Annotated in this window: 11 protein-coding genes; all 11 read left to right on the top strand. The window is 62.0% G+C overall.

Annotated elements, in window-relative coordinates; genetic code table 11:
* Nucleotides 1–239: 239 nt before the first annotated feature.
* The 11 genes from G1C94_RS06335 to G1C94_RS07845 all read left to right on the top strand — a co-directional run bounded on the left by G1C94_RS06335 (nucleotide 240) and on the right by G1C94_RS07845 (nucleotide 18,685).
* A complete protein-coding gene (locus G1C94_RS06335; RefSeq protein ID WP_172146403.1) occupies nucleotides 240–7,094 on the top strand; it encodes an InlB B-repeat-containing protein in 6,855 nt (2,284 codons plus the stop codon).
* A 325-nt stretch (nucleotides 7,095–7,419) separates the two neighbouring features.
* Nucleotides 7,420–7,770, top strand: coding sequence for a hypothetical protein (locus G1C94_RS06330; RefSeq protein WP_172146381.1), 351 nt, complete (start codon nucleotides 7,420–7,422; stop codon nucleotides 7,768–7,770).
* Nucleotides 7,771–8,326: 556 nt separating this feature from the next.
* Nucleotides 8,327–10,027, top strand: a complete 1,701-nt coding sequence (gene pgi / locus G1C94_RS06325) for a glucose-6-phosphate isomerase (RefSeq protein ID WP_172146378.1) — start codon at nucleotides 8,327–8,329, stop codon at nucleotides 10,025–10,027.
* 291 nt (nucleotides 10,028–10,318) lie between these two features.
* Nucleotides 10,319–10,684 carry a 50S ribosomal protein L19 gene (rplS, locus tag G1C94_RS06320; protein WP_172146375.1) on the top strand — a complete coding sequence of 122 codons (366 nt, stop codon included), beginning with the start codon at nucleotides 10,319–10,321 and terminating at the stop codon, nucleotides 10,682–10,684.
* A 102-nt stretch (nucleotides 10,685–10,786) separates the two neighbouring features.
* Nucleotides 10,787–11,578 carry a signal peptidase I gene (gene lepB, locus G1C94_RS06315; protein ID WP_417852150.1) on the top strand — a complete coding sequence of 264 codons (792 nt, stop codon included), beginning with the start codon at nucleotides 10,787–10,789 and terminating at the stop codon, nucleotides 11,576–11,578.
* Nucleotides 11,575–12,270 (top strand): ribonuclease HII, encoded by a 696-nt coding sequence (locus tag G1C94_RS06310; protein WP_172146372.1) that lies wholly within the window; start codon nucleotides 11,575–11,577, stop codon nucleotides 12,268–12,270. The genes lepB and G1C94_RS06310 overlap by 4 nt, the downstream gene beginning before the upstream one ends.
* A 168-nt stretch (nucleotides 12,271–12,438) precedes the next feature.
* Nucleotides 12,439–13,518, top strand: a complete 1,080-nt coding sequence (locus tag G1C94_RS06305) for a LacI family DNA-binding transcriptional regulator (protein ID WP_172146445.1) — start codon at nucleotides 12,439–12,441, stop codon at nucleotides 13,516–13,518.
* Nucleotides 13,519–13,765: 247 nt separating this feature from the next.
* Entirely contained in the window at nucleotides 13,766–15,400 is a 1,635-nt protein-coding gene (locus tag G1C94_RS06300) for a xylulokinase (protein ID WP_172146369.1), read from the top strand.
* Nucleotides 15,401–15,432: 32 nt separating this feature from the next.
* Nucleotides 15,433–16,125 (top strand): L-ribulose-5-phosphate 4-epimerase, encoded by a 693-nt coding sequence (locus tag G1C94_RS06295; RefSeq protein WP_172146366.1) that lies wholly within the window; start codon nucleotides 15,433–15,435, stop codon nucleotides 16,123–16,125.
* Between the two features lie 39 nt (nucleotides 16,126–16,164).
* Nucleotides 16,165–17,682 (top strand): L-arabinose isomerase, encoded by a 1,518-nt coding sequence (araA, locus tag G1C94_RS06290; protein WP_172146363.1) that lies wholly within the window; start codon nucleotides 16,165–16,167, stop codon nucleotides 17,680–17,682.
* 295 nt (nucleotides 17,683–17,977) lie between these two features.
* A complete protein-coding gene (locus tag G1C94_RS07845; protein WP_253902357.1) occupies nucleotides 17,978–18,685 on the top strand; it encodes a helix-turn-helix domain-containing protein in 708 nt (235 codons plus the stop codon).
* The last annotated feature ends 8 nt before the right edge of the window (nucleotides 18,686–18,693 follow it).

The following is an 18,693-nucleotide window of genomic DNA, read 5'->3' as shown; positions in this document are numbered from 1 at the left end:
GACTTTTTATACTTACCCGCCGCTGTTGGAGTTCTGTGTTGTCCTGGGGGGGGGTAGTTTTTGCGCTATTGGTGACCCCGTTCTTCCGGGACGGTCGCATGGTTCTGACCGATTCGGATGCTCGGGGTTTCCTCCTCCCCCGATTGGGAGGGCGTCTTCGCGCGCGGATTCCGCGCGTGGGAGCGCCGTCTTTGTTGGGGGAAGGTTGGTAGAAGAAAAAGAAATTTTAGGAGTTTCTTATGGTGAGATTTTCATCTCAAAGCGGCGTCAGGCGCGGGCTGTTGCGCTGGCTGGTTGCCATACTGGCGGCCGGTTTGGCTGCGCTGATGGTGCTTGCGGTGGCGGTGCCCGCGGTGTGGGCGGCTGACGACAAGCCGTCGGTGAGGCTGAACGAGAGCAACAGGACCAACGTCAATCTCAGCAAGGGCACGTACCAGTTGGGCAACGCGGCCGTGTCGGGTGGCGCCAGCTCGTATGTCACGGTGCAGGTTGATTCGGGGTATTTCACCCTGAGCTCGACCGCTCCGACGAACGGCGAGTTTGTGGAGGCGCTGGACAAGGACGGCACGTACGTGGCAAAAGACGATGTGACTGCCGATAAACAGTATAAGTATCTTGTGATCAAGAAGTCGGAGTCGGCCACGGAGGGTGTGGCCGCGTTGGACTTGCAGTCGTTTTTGCGTGGTTTGACGTTCACGTTGGACAGCAATATAGCGCAGAAGGTGTCGGTCAACGCCGTGAACGCGACGCTGCAGGTGGAGTACGACGGCCAGCAGTGCAGCATAACTTTGTTCAATGGCCACGCGTACACGTTCGTCCAAAAGGCTGGCAATGATGCTCTGGATTGGGATGAGGCGTTTGGTGCGGCGAAGTCCATGAAGTTTTATGAGCAGAAGGGTCATTTGCTGACTATCGAGTCGAAAGAGGAGCATAACCTCATTTACAAGTCGTTCAACAACGCGCCGGGTTGGATTGGTGCGACCCGTTTCATAACTGCGGCTCATGCGGCTGATGATCCCGACACGTACGATATCGGCACGTATGCTGCGGATGAGGATTACGGTACGGCTTGGTATTGGGTGACGGGCCCGAGCGCCGGAACGAAGATCTGGACCACCAGCACAAGATCAACCGGTAAAGCTCCCGATGGCGTATACGTCAACTGGTCCAATGGCGAACCCAATGCCCTTGGGGGTGCTGAAGGTTGTGCCGAGTATGGTCGTGACGGCACGGGTCGGTGGAATGATCTGAACAATGACGATCATAAGCAATACAATAAAGGTTTTTATGTTGAGTTTGAGGACTTCTCTCTCTCGGGTGCTGGTAGTGAGGCGTCCACTTCGATTCAGCGTGTTGATGTGTCGTATGACTTGGATGGTGTGACGAGTACTAATAAGGACACGGTGATGTTGGCGAATAATACGTTTACTACGACGTTGAAGCCCGCCGACACGAGTCACACGTTGGATGCGTCGTCGGTGTCGGTGTCGGTTGGCGGCAAGAAGCTCACTGCCAATACGGATTACACGTTTAATACAACCACGGGTGAGTTGACGATTCCTGCTGCGAAGGTGACGGGTAATGTGTCGGTCACAGCGAAGGCGATGCGTAATGTGAAGTTCGTGGTCAACCCGGACACGACGAAGCAGTATGGTTCGATGACTGCTCCCGAGTCCCTGTCGGTGGCGAATGGCGTCAAGCTGTCCACGGCGACGAATCCGGCGTATGTGAAGCCGGTTGTGAGTATGACCGATGCCGGTAAGGCTGCGGGCCGGAAGTTCGCGGGCTGGCAGTCGAGTGTGGATGGCGCCGTGTACACGGTTGACAGTACGACCGATAAGCTGGCCGATCTGGTCGTGTCGTCGGATGTGACGTTCACCGCGGTGTATGCGGATACGGACAAGATGACGGTCCAGTTCGATTACGCCGGCGGCAGCACTGCTGATGGCGCGTCGTCGAAGACGTTGACCGGCCGTGAGGGCACTTCGTATGACGTGCCGGCTCCGACGCGTACGGGTTACACGCTCGCTGGTTGGACCACGACGTCGACGACGGTGACACCTCCGGCCACGACCGATAAGACGGCGACGTATACGGAGGACGTGAAGTTCACGGCCAACTGGACTGCGAACGACAACACGGTCACGTTCGCCCAGGGCGATCATGGTTCGTTCCCCGCGGGCGCGGTGACGGAGTACAAGGACGCGGTGAAGACGGCCCAGACGTTGGGTGAGGCCTCGGTCACGGCCCCGACGGCGACCGCGGACAAGGGTTACACGTTCGTTGGTTGGAAGTCCAGCGAGGACGGCAAGGTCTACGCTGCCAAGGACATGGCGACGTACGAGGTGAAGGGCACCGGCACCGGCGACATGGCCAGGAAGGTCACGTTCACGGCGCAGTATGTGGCGAATGACAAGTGCACGGTGGTGTTCAACGCGAACGGCGGCCAGATCGACAACACGGGCAAGGACGCGCTCGTGAGCATGAGCGATTTGAAGGGCAGGACCTATACCGCCCCGAAGGTCCTGGCGCGTACCGATGGTTACTCGTTCGGCGGTTGGGCCGCGGGCTCCACGGTCCTGCAGCCGGGCGAGACGGGCACGTACGCGGATGGCGTGACGGTGTACACGGCCGTGTGGAATGCGGACCCCATTGATGTCACGTTCACCGTGAAGAACGAGACCGAGGGCGAGGCCGGTGACGGCACGCTGACCGCGGGCAAGCCCATGCTGTCGGTGAAGACCGGCGATGCGTTGGGCGGCGTGACGGGTTACGAGGCCCCGGTGGTGACCGCGACCGAGGGCACCGGCAAGAAGTTCGCTGGCTGGAAGGCCGGTGACGGCACGGTGTACACGCCGGCGCAGATCAAGGACGTGAAGGCCAAGCCGGGCCTGTCGTTCACCGCGGTGTACGAGGATCTGCCCAAGATGACGGTCGTGTTCGACTATAACGGCGGCACTTTGGATGATAAGTCGTCTTCGTCGCTCACGGGCACGCAGGACATGGCGTACAAGGCGGACCAGGTCCCGGTCCCGACGCGCAACGGTTACGACTTCAAGGGTTGGACGAAGGACGGCAAGGACGCGACCCCGTCGTTGAAGTACGAGAACGCGACCTATACGGCCAAGTGGAGCGCGACGGCCAACGACATCAAGTTCACCGTGGATGCCAATAAGGGCGAGCAGACCGCGGGCGCGGCCAGCCTGTCGGTGAATACCGACGCGACGTTGGGCAGTGTGACGGGTTACGTGGCCCCGACGGTGAGCGCGAAGGACGGCCAGGTGTTCAAGGGCTGGCGTGCCAGCGTGACCAAGGGTGACGTGAAGACGCCGGGCGCGTTGTATCAGCCGGCGGATATCGCCGCCCTGGTTTCCGAGCCGGGCCTGAATTTCGAGGCGGAGTTCGAGGACACGCCGACCGTGGAGGTGCTGTTCAATTACAACGGCGGCACCCTGGACGGCAAGTCGTCCTCGAGCGTCAAGACGAACCAGAACCTGACCGCGAAGGTGCCGGCGCCGACCCGTACGGGTTACACGTTGGCCGGTTGGACGGCGACGCCCTCGTCCCTGGACGATCTGGCGGCGGATGCCACCGAGGTGAAGCTGGTGACGGACGCGACGTACACGGCCAAGTGGACGCCGAACGAGAACACGGTGAAGTTCGTGCAGGACGCTAACGACAAGCACGGCACGCTGGCGGGCAACACCGAGTACAACAAGGTGAAGTCGGGTGACACGGTCGGTGGCAAGCCGACGGTGAGCGTTGACGCCGGTTACCGGTTCGTGGGCTGGGTGTCCAGCGAGAACCAGAAGGTGTATTCGCAGGACACTGTGGACGCGTATGTCGTGTCGGGCGCGAACCGAGAGGTGACGTTCACGGCGAAGTATGTGCCGGAGTCGAGCGTGGAGGTGCATTACAACTACGCCGGCGGCTACAACAAGAAGGGTGACTCGTCGCTGGTGTTGACCGGCCTGGAGGGCGCGGAGTATTCCGAGGCGGACAAGACGGCCGCCGCCGAGAAGCCGACGCGCACGGGCTGGAAGTTCACGGGTTGGGACAAGACCCCGTCCACGAAGTACGCTTCGGTGACGTACACGGCCCAGTGGGAGGTCAACCCGAACACGGTCACGTTCCTGCCGGGTGACAACGGCACCCTGGCGGGCGACGCGGAGTACACGGTGAACTCGGGCGCGAAGGTGCCCGGCGAGCCGACGGTGAGCGCGAAGGCCGGTTGGACGTTCACGGGCTGGCAGTCCAGCGAGGACGAGCGCCTGTACGGCGCGAACGCCGTGAAGGACGGGTACGTCGTCTCCGGCGCGAAGAACCCGGTGACGTTCACGGCGCAGTACGTGGAAACCAAGGGCGCGAAGGCCGTGTTCAATGCGAACGGCGGCCTGATCGATAACAAGGACGCCAGCGTGACCCTCGAGGGCAAGCAGGGCACCGAGTACACCGTTCCGAACACGCCGACCCGTGAGGGCTACGCGTTCGTCAAGTGGGCGGACGCGACCGGCCAGGAGCCGGACGGCACGTATGCCGATGGCGTGAGCGTGTACGTGGCCGAGTGGGCCGCGGACAGCCACGCGTTGACGTTCAAGCAGGGCGATCACGGCGCGCTGACGGGCACCACGGACTATCAGGTGGCCACGGACGCGAAGCTGTCCGATGCCAATGTTGTGGCTCCGGCGGTTGAGGCGGAGGCTGGTTGGTCGCTGGTGGGTTGGCAGTCCGAGGAGTTCGGCCTGGTGACTTCCGAGCAGCTGGCGAACCTGGTGATGCCGGCCAAGGACGTGGAGTTCACGGCGCAGTACGCGCAGAACGCGACCGCCACGGTGGTGTTCAACGCGGACGGCGGCCAGATCGGCGGCGAGGGCGTGCTCACCCTGTCCGGCCCGCTGGGCACGAAGTACGACGTGCCCGCGAACCCGACGAAGGACGGGTACACGTTCAAGGGCTGGCTCGCGGATGGCAAGAAGGTCGATCCCTCCGGTACGTTCGATGCGGCGTCGCTGGTGCTGACGGCCGACTGGACCGCGGACCCGCACACGGTGTCGTTCGCCAAGGGCGATCATGGTTCGCTGAAGGACGCCAAGACGTATAAGGTGGCCACTGACGCGAAGCTGAAGGACGTCAAGGCGCCGGAGGTCGCTCCCGAGGCTGGCTGGTCGTTCGTCGGCTGGCAGTCCGACGAGTTTGGCCTGGTCACCAGTGACGAGCTGGCGAGTCTGACCATGCCAGGCAAGGATGTGGTGTTGACGGCGCAGTATGTGCGGAATGCGACCGGTGTGGTGTTGTTCGCCTACAACGGCGGCACGGACAAGGACGGCAACACGTCCAATATCCAGACCGGCGCGCTGGGCACCACGTACACCGTTCCGGCGGATCCGACCCGTACCGGCTACACGTTCACCGGCTGGGATCGGGATGTGAAGGGTAAGACGTTCACCCAGTCGATGCTGCAGGTCAACGCCACCTGGAAGGCCAACACCTACAAGCTGACCTACAAGCTCGACGGCGGTTCGGACCCGAAGAACCCCGCCACGTACACGTATGGCGTGGGTGCGACCCTGAAGAGCCCGACGAAGGACGGTTACACGTTCGCGGGTTGGGTTGATCAGGACGGCAAGCAGGTCACTGCGATCGGTGCGTCCGACTTGGGCGACAAGACCCTGACGGCGAAGTGGACGAAGAACCCGAGCACGGAGGGCTTGAACCCCGACGGCGGTACGATCCCGTCGGATTGGACCGGCATGGACGGCAATCTGCCCATCCCGAGCCGTGACGGCTACAAGTTCGATGGCTGGTTTGACGAGGACGGCAATCAGGTGACCACGCTGAAGGATGCGGTGGGCAAGAACCTGACCGCGAAGTGGACGAAGATCGACGACGCGTTCGACCCCGGCGACGGCACCCTGCCCGACGACTGGACGGGCGCTGACGGCGAGCTGCCCACCCCGACCCTGCCTGGTTACAAGTTCGACGGCTGGTACGACGAGGACGGCAACCTGATCACCACCGTGAAGGACGCCGTGGGCAAGAAGCTGCACGCGAAGTGGACCAAGGTCGACGACGCGTTCAACCCCGACGGCGGCACGTTGCCGGACGATTGGACGGGTGAGGATGGCGAGCTGCCGACCCCGACGCGTGACGGTTACCGTTTCGATGGCTGGTACGACGAGGACGGCAACCGGGTGACCACGGTCAAGGACGCGGCCGGCAAGAAGCTGACCGCCCACTGGACCAAGCTGCCCACCGAGTTCGACGTGGACGGCGACGTGACCATCCCCGACGATTGGACCGGCGAGGACGGCAAGCTGCCCGTTCCCAGCAAGCCGGGCTATAAGTTCGACGGCTGGGTGGACGAGGACGGCAACCCCGTGACCAACGTCGAGGACGCGGCCGGTAAGAAGCTGCATCCGAAGTGGACCCCGGTCGACGACGCGTTCGACACCGACGGCGGCAACCTGCCTGACGGTTGGACTGGTGAGGACGGCAAGCTGCCCCTGCCGAGCAAGCCGGGCTATAAGTTCGATGGCTGGTACGACGAGGACGGCAACCGCATCACGAACGTCGAGGACGCCGTGGGCAAGAAGCTGCACGCCAAGTGGACGAATGTGAACGACGCGTTCGACACCGACGGCGGCAACCTGCCCTCCGGCTGGACTGGTGAGGACGGCAAGCTCCCCCTGCCGTACAAGCCCGGCAGCAAGTTCGACGGCTGGTATGACGAGCAGGGCAACCTGATCACCAACCTCGAGGACGCCATCGGCAAGAAGCTGCACGTCAAGTGGACCAGCGTGGCGGACGCGTTCGACGCCAACGGCGGCGACATCCCCGCCGACTGGACCGGCGAGGACGGCAAGCTGCCCGTGCCGACGCGTGAGGGCTACACGTTCGAGGGCTGGTACGACGACGAGGGCAACCTGATCACCAACCTGGAGGATGCGATCGGCAAGAAGCTGCACGCCCGCTGGACCAAGGTCAACGCCCTGGCCTCCACCGGCGCCACCGGCTTCGCCGCGGGCCTTACGGCCCTGGCCCTGGCTGCTACCGGCTTCGCCGCTAGCGCCCTGCGCCGCCGTCGCTCCCACTAAACCGAACAACCGGCCCGGCCGGGCTTAAACCGCCCGGCCACCGGCCGGTTGACGGTTTCCGAAAGGCGGGGGACATGGGGCTCGTGCCCCGCTTCCCCCGCCTTTCCTCATATCATTTCGACCGGGCATGCCTCCCCCCCCTTACTGTCATTTCGACCGGAGGCCGCCAGGCCGAAGCGGAGAAATCTTTCGGCCAACGTCATAAGCATGCAAAGCAAGATTTCTCCACTCGCTGCGCTCGGTCGAAATGACAAATAAGTCGAAATGACAATGACCGAATAAGGCTTCGGCCGGAATGGCGATGATTGATAAGGATGGTGCACGGATGAGTGAGCCGCAAAGTTTCACGTCGGGTCAGCGGGCGTATTTGTCGTCGTTGGCTGCGGTGGACAGTATTGACGCGTCCTCGCGTATCCGCTACGCGGACTGGTTCCGCGTGGAGTGCATGCGCCGCTATAGGGAGGGTGAGAAGCCCGCGGCCCTGTTCCGCGAGGCCGGTTTGGATCCCAAGCTTGTCGGCTATAAGCGCATCGAGCGCGCCTTCGCCCGCTGGAAGCAGTCTCCCGACCTATCCGCGCCGCAGGGCAAGGCCGTCGACCCGCGCGACCAGCTCATCGCCGCCCAGGCCCTGCGCATCCAGCAACTCGAAGAGGAACTCCGCCTCAAACAGGAATAACCGCGCCACCCCAAACAGACATAACCGCCTTACTCTCAACGAACATAAACGTGCGTTACCCTCAAGCGAACACAGACGCGTTACCCCCAAACAGACATAGACGACTTTCGGAGCGGATGTTGCTGTGTGAGACGTAAGACTTGGCCTACCGGCCCGGAGGGTGTCGAACACGGCGACATCCGCTCCCAAGACACGTACATTGCCTATTTAACGTGTTTCCCCGTTGTCTTGGTTGCCGGTATGCACTCCGAGAACAGGTTGCTTTAGACACCGTGATTCGTGGTTGCGTCAATCCCGTGTTTGGTGTCGCGCGCTCGCGACGCTATCGCTGCTCGCTGTTACAAACAGCCCACCGGACTGTTCGTCCCAAGACACGGCCTTTGCTTAATCTAACGTGCTTTCCCGTTGTCTTAGTCGCCGATATGGCTGATGGCGTATTTTGTTGTCTCCTGTCCGCTTTTGTGAGTATGTTGTGAACTGACATGGGAGGCTTCGCAAACGTTGTCATCAGTCTGATGCGCCGCTTCCCGCCAATGATGAAAGGACCTAATCAATCATGGCCATCAATCCTCCAGTTGACGCCACCAAGACCCCTGAGTGGGCCGCCCTGCAGAAGCACTACGACGAGCTGCAATCTGAGGGCATCAGCCTCAAGCAGTGGTTTGACGAGGACGCCAGCCGCGTCGACAAGCTGAGCTTCGACGCCGGCGATCTGCATTTCGACCTGTCCAAGAACCTCATCAAGCCCGAAACGCTGCAGCTGTTCGCCAACCTCGCCAAGGCCGTCAAGCTGGACGAGCGCACCAAGGCCATGTATTCCGGCGTGCACATCAACAATACCGAGGACCGCGCCGTGCTGCACACCGCGCTGCGCCGCCCGGTCGAAGACGAAGGCAAGTTTATCGTCGACGGCCAGGATACCGTCAAGGACGTGCGCGAGACCCTCAGTCGCATCTACGCTTTCGCCGAGGACGTGCGCTCCGGCAAGTGGACGGGCATCACCGGCCGCAAGATCGAAACCGTGGTCAACATCGGCATCGGCGGCTCCGACCTGGGCCCCGTCATGGTGTACGAAGCCCTCAAGCCCTACGCGGACGCCGGCATTTCGGCTCGCTACATCTCCAACATCGATCCCAACGACCTGGCCGAAAAGACCAAGGGCCTCGACCCGGAGACCACCCTGTTCATCATCGTCTCCAAGACCTTCACCACGCTGGAAACCCTGACCAACGCCCGCGAAGCCCGCACGTGGCTGCTTGAGGAACTCAAGGCCGCCGGCGCGATCAGCGGCAACGACGAGGCGCAAACCGCCGAAGCCATCAAAAAGCATTTTGTGGCCGTCTCCACCAACCTTGAGAAGGTCGCCGAGTTCGGCATCGACCCGAACAACGCCTTCGGCTTCTGGAACTGGGTCGGCGGCCGCTATTCCGTCGATTCCGCAGTCGGCACCTCGCTGGCCGTCGTGTTCGGCCCGGCTCGCTTTGAGGAATTTTTGCACGGCTTCCATGAGATTGACGAGTATTTCGCCAACACCCCGTTCGAGAAGAACGTCGTGGTGCTCATGGGCATGTTGAATGTGTGGTACCGCAACTTCTTCAAGGTCGCCTCGCACGCCGTGCTGCCTTACGACCAGTATCTGCATCGCTTCCCCGCCTACCTGCAGCAGCTCACGATGGAATCCAACGGCAAGTCCGTGCGCTGGGACGGCACGCCCGTCACGTCCGAGACCGGCGAAATCTTCTGGGGCGAGCCGGGCACCAACGGCCAGCACGCCTTCTATCAGCTGATCCACCAAGGCACCCAGCTGATTCCGGCCGATTTCATCGCGTTCGTCAACACCCCGAACCCCACCAAGGACGGCGACCAGGACGTGCATGAGCTGTTCCTGGGCAACTATTTTGCGCAGACCAAGGCGCTCGCGTTCGGCAAGACCGCCGACGAAGTGCGCGCCGAGGGCACGCCGGAGGAGATCGTGCCGGCCCGCGTGTTCACCGGCAACCGCCCGACGACCTCCATCTTCGGCGTGGCGCTGACCCCGTTCGCGGTCGGCGAGCTGATTGCCCTGTACGAGCACATCACTTTCGTCGAGGGCACTGTGTGGGGTCTCGATTCCTACGACCAGTGGGGTGTGGAGCTGGGCAAGCAGCTCGCCAAGCAGATCACCCCGGCCATCTCGCAGGATGACGACGCCCTGGCCGCCCAGGACGCCTCCACCCAGTCGCTGATCAAGTTCTATCGCGCCAACCGCGAGTTCTGAGCGCGGTTGCGTTAGCGCTGGCGCCGAATGTGAATATGACGAAGAGTCCACTGGGCTCTTCGTCGTCTTATGGCTAGAGTATCTTTGCATCTTGTTGTGTCGCGAAGCGGGTTGCCGCATAAACCCGCTTCGCTTACAGGTCCAGCCGAAGCGCTCGAAAGGGCGCAATACGGCGGATTGGCACCCCTTGGCGGGCAAACCCGCGAAGGAAACGATTGGGCGCGCGGCTCACTTTAAGCCGCCCCGCCCCGAACCAGTGCGTTGATATGCGGCAGCGACCGAGGAATAGCAATGGTTAACGCTATTGAGGCATTCAATGCCAAGAATCTGAAGCCCGCCGAGGAAATCCCCGAGTTTCGCGCCGGCGACACCGTCGACGTGAACGTGAAGATCCAGGAAGGCAACAACTCGCGTATCCAGACCTTCACCGGCGTGGTGATCGCTCGCAAGGGCACCGGCATTCACGAGACGTTCGTGGTGCGCAAGATCAGCTTCGGCACCGGTGTGGAGCGCCGCTTCCCGCTGCACTCCCCGGCGATCGACTCCATCAAGGTCGTGCGTCACGGCCGCGTGCGCCGCGCGAAGCTCTATTACCTGCGTTCGCTGCGCGGCAAGGCCGCTCGTATCGTCGAGCGCCGCGACAACTCCGCCAAGTGAGCGTTGCTCAAGGCTTTATTGCTGTGGCCCGGATTCCGCTGGTTTCCGGGCCGCACCCATATTCAACGGTTATGATGGGTGCCGCCGACTTCAGGAGGGAATATGTCCGATTCGCATGATGAGCCGTCGATGCCGCAGTCTTCGCCGCGTCAGCTGATCGTCGAAGACCGCGACAGCTATACGCTTGCGGTGGCCGACCACGGTGTCGATCCCGCGCCGCTCCCCACCAGCGCCGCCAAAGGCAATCAGGTGCCAAGACATGCCAAGCCGGTGGATCCCGGCACCTTCACCTGGCGCGACTTCGTGCTGTGGTGCGGCGTGCCCGTGGTGGTGATGCTGCTGGTGCGCATCCTGCTCATCGGCTGCTATACCATCCCCTCCGGCTCAATGTTGGACACCATTCAAATCGGCGATCGCGTGGCCGCCAGCAAACTCACGCCCCGCTTCTTCAGTCTCAAACGCGGCGATGTGGTGGTGTTCCACGACCCCGCCAACTGGCTGGGCGGCGAATCCTCCAGTTCGAGTAAAGGTGACTATTTGATCAAGCGCCTGATCGGACTGCCGGGCGATGTGGTCGAGTGTGCGGGCGCTGGGCAGCCGATCACCATCAATGGCGTCGCCGTCGACGAATCCGCATATCTCAAGTCGGATGTACAGCCGAGTTCTTTCGCGTTTAAGGTGACGGTGACTGCCGGCCATGTGTTCGTGATGGGCGATAATCGTTCCAATTCCGCCGATTCCCGCTACCATCAGGACGATGGCCAGCACGGGCTTGTCCCCGTCAGCGACATCGTCGGCGTGGCGATTTTCCGATATTGGCCGTTGAACCGCATCGGCTTGCTCGATTCCCATCACGAAGTGTTCGACAACGTGCCCGACGGGAACGCCTCGTGATCACCCCGACTCTTGCGCTGGAACGCGAACTCGCCGAACAGGGCTATGAGCTTGTCGTCGGTTTCGACGAGGTGGGGCGCGGCGCGCTCGCCGGCCCGGTGATGGTTGGTGCCGCGGCCATTTGGACGCGCGATTTGGAAGGCGACAAGCCGCTGGCTGTGCCCGCTGGTGTGGCCGATTCCAAGATGCTCACCGAGCATCGCCGCGAAGCCATCGTCGACGAACTGAAGGATTGGTGCGCCGCGTGGGCCGTGGGCGAGGCTAGCAACAGCGAAATCGACGAGTGGGGCATCTCGTATGCTCTTGGCATTGCTGCCTTGCGTGCTCTATCTAAACTCGAGCGCTCGCTCGGCATCGAGACCAACGCTTCGACCAGGGTCGGCGCGATTCTCGACGGCCCGCATGATTACATCACCAAGGCGCTCGGCACCTTCGACGCGCCGAGCGTCCCCGTGCCCGCGCATGTGGTCACCAAGGTCAAGGGCGACAGGCATTGCGCCACCGTCGCATCGGCCGCCGTAATCGCCAAAGTGACGAGGGACGCTCTGATGGTCTCCCTCGCCCAAGGAAATCCCCGATATACGCCGTACGGTTGGGCGCACAATAAGGGCTATGGATCGGCCGCGCACAAAGCCGCCATAGCCGAGCATGGCCCCTCCGCATTGCACCGCGTCACTTGGAAGCTGACGTAACGCATCGTACGCATCGTAACGCATAAGGCGAAGCGAACCCGTCTGATCGCGGAACAGCAACCCCAATAATCGTTATGAGCGCTCACGTTTCGCGGTAGGCTGGAAGTGACGTCACGCGGGAGGAACAAGAGGAACGATATGGCAACCAAGTCCAACAAACGCCCCTCGATGTTCGAGGTGGCCAAGCTGGCCGGCGTGAGCCACCAGACCGTCTCCCGCGTCATCAACGATTCCCCGGACGTCTCCGACGCCACCCGCGCCCGCGTGCAGACCGCCATCGACCAGCTCGGCTATCGCCCCTCCAATTCAGCCAGGGCGCTCGCCTCCCATCGCTCGCGCACCATCGGGCTAATCGCCGGCGGCTCGGGTTTTTTCGGCCCCATCCACACAATCGGCGCCATCGAATCCATGGCGCGCAGCCACGGACTGTTCATGAGCGTCGCGATGGTGCATGAAGCCCTGTGCACCCAGCGCGAGTTTGACGATCTCGTCGACATGTTGGACGAGCAGAATGTGGATGCGTTTATTTTCCTGACGCCGACCGACGTGATGTTCGATGTCGCTTGCCGCGCGCGGGTCAGCCAGCCGCGCGTCATCGTCACGTCCACGCATGGCCGGATGAGCATGCGTGAGGTGCGCGCGTTGATTGCCGACGAGGATATGCGGCGAACCGCTTTCGTCGGCATCGACCAGTGGGCCGCGATGCAGGAGGTTGTGCGGCTGGTTGCCGGCTATGGGCACAGGCACGCTCTGTATCTGGCCGGCCCCAAGGAATGGCGCGACGCCGCCACCCGCTTGGCCGCGTGGGAGGCGCTTTGCGCGCGCGAGGCCGTGCGCACGCAGGTGATGCGTTGCGACACATGGCAGGCCGGCGAGGCGTATGCGAAGATGAACCATCTGATCGACACCTGCGGCAAAACCGGCGCGCAGCTGCCGACGGTGGTGGTTGCGGCCAACGACAGCCAGGCGGTGGGTGCGGCGCGCGCGTTGCACGAGCACGGCTTGCGGATTCCGCAGGACGTCAGCCTTGTCGGTTTCGATGACATGCCCGCGATGGACAACATGCTCCCGCCGCTGTCCACGGTCAGGCCCGACTTCGAGGGGCTTGGCACCGCCGCCATGCGCGAGACGTTGCACCTGCTCGGCGAGGGGCCGGAGCCGGTGTTCCACTCGACGCAACACGGCATGGGGCTGATTCCGGCCGCGGTGGTCAACCGCGCGTCCCTCGGCCCCGCCTCCCGCGCGTGAATATGCTGTCTGTCTTGCGAAGCGTTCGGCTATGTGCGACGCTTCGTTATGTCGGTTATATGTAAAGCAATCTAAGGCAATCTAAGGCAATCTAAAGCAATCCGCATGCCGCGCTTGTGGCATGGCCCAGCAGTCGCTACAATAATGAACCGATGAATGTGAGCGCTAACAGTAGCTCGGAGAAGAGCCTGCAAACGCTTGAGATACAACCGATTAGCCGCTATCAGGCCAGATAAGGAGCGCATATATGGCAGCAGCGAATCCCGGCGAACAGATTGCCGAAATTGCGCAGAAGATTCGTGGGGGCCGCACTTCGCTCGGCATCGAGTTCGGCTCCACCCGCATCAAAGCCGTGCTGATCGACGATACGTACAGCACCATCGCTTCGGGTGATTATCAGTGGGCCAGCCATCTGGAGGACGGCCTGTGGACCTATTCGCTCGAAGAGGTGTGGAAGGGGCTGCAGACCGCATACTCTTCCATGGCGAACGATGTGTACAACGCGTATGGGGAGCGTCTGACCTCCATCGGCCATATCGGTTTCTCCGCCATGATGCATGGCTATCTCGCGTTCGATGAGAATGGCGAACTGCTGGTGCCGTTCCGCACCTGGCAGAACACCAACACCCACGAGGCGCATGAACGGCTGTCCGAGCTGTTCCAATACAACATCCCCGAACGCTGGTCCGTGGCTCACCTTTATCAGGCGGTGCTCAACGGGGAAGAGCACGTTTCGAAAGTGGACTACATCACCACGCTCGCCGGCTACGTGCACTGGAAGCTGACCGGCAGGAGGGTGCTTGGCGTGGGGGATGCCTCCGGCATGTTCCCGATCGACCCCGCCACCCATGCCTATGAAACCGAGCTGCTCGACAAATTCAATACCCTGCCTGAGGTGTCGGCGCAGCCGTGGAAGCTCGCCGATCTGCTGCCGGAGCCGCTGGTCGCCGGCACTCCCGCGGGTGAATTGACCGAAGTGGGCGCTAAGCTGCTCGACCCGACGGGCACGTTGCAGCCGGGCGTCGTGCTGGCCCCGCCTGAAGGCGACGCCGGCACCGGCATGGTGGCCACCAATTCCGTGCGCGTGCGCACCGGCAATGTCTCCGCCGGCACCTCGATTTTCGCCATGGTGGTGCTCGAAGGCAAGCTTGCCCGTCTGCATCCGGAAGTCGATCTGGTCACCACTCCGGCCGGTGACTTGGTGGGTATGAGCCATGCCAACAACTTCACTTCCGACCTCAATGCATGGGTTGGTCTGTTTGGCCAATTCGCACAGGCCATCGGGCATCCCGTCGATGCCGGCACGTTGTTCGGAACCCTCTTCCGCGCGGCTGTCAGCGACCAGGCGGACAGCGATTGCGGCGGTTTGATCAATTATCCATTCCGTACCGGTGAATTCCTGGCGGGACTTTCCGAGGGGCGCCCGCTGTTCGCCCGCGGCCCGGAAGATGAGATGAGCCTGGCTAATTTCATGCGAGCCCAGCTGTTCAGCGCATTCTCGCCAGTGAAGATCGGCATGGATGTCATGACCAACGACGAAGGCGTGGCCGTCGATTCGTTGGTCGGTCATGGCGGCGTATTCACCACGCCGAAGGTGGCTCAGAAGATTCTTGCGGCCGCGTTCGGGACGCCAATCAAGGTGATGAGCACCGCCGCTGAAGGTGGCGCGTGGGGCATGGCGGTGCTTGCCGACTATTTGTGGCACACACCTTGCTCGCTGGCCGACTACCTCGATAACCGCGTGTTCGCAGGTGCCGAATCCACCACCGAGGCGCCCGATCCGTCCGATGTGGCGGGGTTCGAGGCCTTCTTCGCTCGCTTCCGCAAGGGGCTGCCAATCGAACATGCCGCGATCGCAAGCATCCCCCTGGAAACCAAATAACGTAAGTAAGACCCGACGAAAGGAAACAAATCATGGCAACTTTGGCTGATTACGGCCCCGAAGTTCGCGCCGAAGTCAAGCAGGTGCGCGAAGTCGTCGCCGCCTTGCACGAGCAGCTGATCAAGTGGAATCTGGTCGTGTGGACGGCAGGCAATGTTTCGCAGCGCTTGCACACGGCCGATCTGATGGTGATCAAGCCCTCCGGCTTGCGCTACGAATACCTGACGCCGAGCTCGATGGTGGTGTGCGATCTGGACGGCAACGTGGTCGACGGCGCGGAATCCCCCAGCTCCGACACCGCCTCGCACGCCTATATTTATCGCCACATGCCCGACGTGTACGGCGTGGTGCACACCCACTCCACCTACGCCACCGCATGGGCGGCCACTGGCCAGAACATCCCGTGCGGCCTGACCATGATGGGCGACGAGTTCGGCGGCCCCGTGCCTGTCGGCCCGTTCCGTCTCATCGGCTCGGAGGCCATTGGCGAAGGCGTCGTCGAAACGCTCAAGCAATATCCGAAGTCCCCGGCCGTCCTGATGCAGAACCACGGCCCCTTCACCATCGGCAAGGACGCGGAAGCCGCCGTCAAAGCCGCCGCCATGACCGAAGAAGTCGCCCACACCATGTGGGCCGCCCGTCAGCTCGGCGACATCATCCCCATTCCGCAGGAAGATATTGAGCGCCTGAACGACCGCTACCAGAATATTTATGGCCAGCATTGATTAATCATTCGAATACAACGAAGTAAGGAACAATAGAACATGACCATGGCAAACCCATTTGAAGGCAAGGAAATCTGGTTCGGCGTCGGCTCGCAGGACCTGTACGGCGAAGAGGCGCTGCGCCAAGTGGCCGCCCAATCCACCGAAATCGTCGACGCGCTCAACGCCACCGGCAAGATTCCGGTCAAGCTGGTCTTAAAGCCCACGCTGAAGTCCTCCGACGCCATCAAGCAATTCATGACCGAAGCCTCGGCCAATCCGAAGGTCATCGGCGTCGTCACCTGGTGCCACACCTTCTCGCCGGCCAAAATGTGGATTCGCGGCCTCGAAGTGCTCACCAAGCCGCTGCTGCAGCTCAACACGCAGCACCACTTCGAGATTCCGTGGAACACCATCGACATGGACTTCATGAACCTGAACCAAGCCGCCCACGGCGACCGCGAGTTCGGCTATATCCTCACGCGCCTGGGCATCCCGCGCAAGATCGTCGTCGGCCACTACACCGACCCCGAGGTGGCGGAGAGAATCGGCATGTGGGCGCGCGCCGCCGCCGGCTGGGACGCCTCGAACACCATGAAGGTGATGCGCTGGGGTGACAACATGCGCAACGTGGCCGTCACCGAAGGCGACAAGACCGAGGCCGAGCGCGTGTTCGGCGCGTCGATCAACACCTGGGCCGTCAACGAACTGTGCGCCGCCTACGAGGCCGTCAAGGACGACCAGGTCAAGGCGATTATTGAGGATTACAAGGCCAAGTACGACATCGCCCCCGAACTGCTCGACGCGAAGTACGACGCCCTGTTCATCGCCGCCAAGGAAGAGGCCGCGATGGTGAACATGATGCAGGCCAACGGCTGCACCGCGGGCGTCGACAACTTCGAGGATCTCGGCACCCTGCCGCAGTTGCCGGGCGTGGGTCCGCAGCGCTTCCCGTCCGAGTATGGCTTCGGCTTCTCCGCCGAGGGCGACTGGAAGACGGCGGTGCTGGTGCGCATCGGCGCCGTGATGGGATATGGCCTGGATGGCGGCGCCTCGCTGATGGAGGATTATTCCTACAACTTCACCCCGGGCAACGAGATGATCATGGGTTCGCATATGCTGGAAGTTTCGCCGTCCGTGGGCACCATGGCCAAGCCGAAGCTGGAGATTCACCCGCTGGGCATCGGCGGCAAGGCCGACCCGGTGCGCCTGGTGTTCACCGTCGCCCCGAAGAAGGACGCGGTGGTCGTGGCCATGTCCGACGTGCGCGAACGTTTCCGCCTGACCATGAACGTGGTCGATGTGGTCAGCCCGCTCGGCGACCTGCCCAAGCTGCCGTGCGCCCGCGCCCTGTGGAAGCCGCAGCCGAGCCTCAAGGATTCGGCCGAGTGCTGGCTCATGGCCGGTGCCGCGCATCACACGGTCATGACCACTTCGGTCGGCCGTGAGGCGTGGGAGGATTTCGCCCGCATCGCCGGCGTCGAACTCGCCACCATCGATCAGGACACCAAGCCCGCCCAGTTCCAGCGCAACCTGGAAATCAGCGAAATGTATCACCGCCTCAACAACCAGCACTGACGCACAGTGCGCTGCTGACCCGCAAAGCGGACAGTCCGCGGGGCTGAGGTATCTCGCTTACGTGTGGCAGCTTTTTCCCGATATCGCGAGTATGGCCGTTGTGATTCCGACCCTCCTACTCGCGTTGTTGGCGATTAGGTGCCACACATAAGCGAGATGGCTCAAGCTGCCGTGCGCTGTTCCCTCGCGGTGTGACGAGAGGCGGAAAATATATACATAACTATTCGCCTAGGCGTACAGTTTTGTATATACAGAATTATTCACAAATGGGAATAATTGTGTATACAATGATGGCATGTCCATCAGAACGACCAGCACGCTGCTTACCCGTCAAGAAGCCGCGCAACGATTGCAGGTGAGCGAGCGACGAATCTCTGCACTGTGCGAGGCGGGCGATCTCGTCGCTTTCACAGACGGCCGTAAAGGCGTTCTCATCACAGACGATTCCGTACTTCGCTGTGCGCGTTGGGCTGGAAGTGCCGGGCGCCCATACTCTGAGCGGATGGCATTCGCCGCTCTCTACATGATCAGCGACGAACCCGTGCCGTGGATTAGCCCGCAGCAACGTTATCGGCTGAGAGGATATTTGCACGATATGGATGCCGAAAATCTCGCCAGGCTCACCCGGCGTCGGGCCAGGACAAGCGAATATTGGTGCAGGGATTCCATGCGCAAAAAGGCCGAAGCTATGATTCGCGCTTGTGCGGCCACCGGCGAGCTTGCTGACGAATTCCAGTTGGCACGCACAGGTCTGGTTGAGGGTTATGTCCTCGCTGACGGATGCGAACAGCTCGTCAGAAATTGTCGGCTTAAACAGGGTGCTGCACCTGTCGGAGTTAGATTGCGGGTGGCCGACTTTATTCCCGACGGGCAAGGCCCCATGCCCATTGGCGTATGCGCCGCCGATCTTGCCGAGTCCACTGATCCGCGAGAGCGACGTGCAGGATTGACGAAACTCAGCGAGCTGCTTGCGCGCTTCAATCGTATCGACCTGACCATGTAAGGAGGATA

This window comes from Bifidobacterium panos (genome assembly GCF_012932445.1).
In the GTDB taxonomy this organism is placed as follows: Bacteria; Actinomycetota; Actinomycetes; order Actinomycetales; family Bifidobacteriaceae; genus Bifidobacterium; species Bifidobacterium panos.
This window is presented reverse-complemented; position numbering and strand designations above follow the sequence as displayed.

What these genes read in the sequence shown, in the direction of transcription:
- G1C94_RS06335 (WP_172146403.1), top strand. Translation starts at nt 240, where the DNA reads ATGGTGAGATTTTCATCTCAAAGCGGCGTCAGGCGCGGGCTGTTGCGC.
- G1C94_RS06330 (WP_172146381.1), top strand. Translation starts at nt 7,420, where the DNA reads ATGAGTGAGCCGCAAAGTTTCACGTCGGGTCAGCGGGCGTATTTGTCG.
- pgi (WP_172146378.1), top strand. Translation starts at nt 8,327, where the DNA reads ATGGCCATCAATCCTCCAGTTGACGCCACCAAGACCCCTGAGTGGGCC.
- rplS (WP_172146375.1), top strand. Translation starts at nt 10,319, where the DNA reads ATGGTTAACGCTATTGAGGCATTCAATGCCAAGAATCTGAAGCCCGCC.
- lepB (WP_417852150.1), top strand. Translation starts at nt 10,787, where the DNA reads ATGTCCGATTCGCATGATGAGCCGTCGATGCCGCAGTCTTCGCCGCGT.
- G1C94_RS06305 (WP_172146445.1), top strand. Translation starts at nt 12,439, where the DNA reads ATGTTCGAGGTGGCCAAGCTGGCCGGCGTGAGCCACCAGACCGTCTCC.
- G1C94_RS06300 (WP_172146369.1), top strand. Translation starts at nt 13,766, where the DNA reads ATGGCAGCAGCGAATCCCGGCGAACAGATTGCCGAAATTGCGCAGAAG.
- G1C94_RS06295 (WP_172146366.1), top strand. Translation starts at nt 15,433, where the DNA reads ATGGCAACTTTGGCTGATTACGGCCCCGAAGTTCGCGCCGAAGTCAAG.
- araA (WP_172146363.1), top strand. Translation starts at nt 16,165, where the DNA reads ATGACCATGGCAAACCCATTTGAAGGCAAGGAAATCTGGTTCGGCGTC.
- G1C94_RS07845 (WP_253902357.1), top strand. Translation starts at nt 17,978, where the DNA reads ATGTCCATCAGAACGACCAGCACGCTGCTTACCCGTCAAGAAGCCGCG.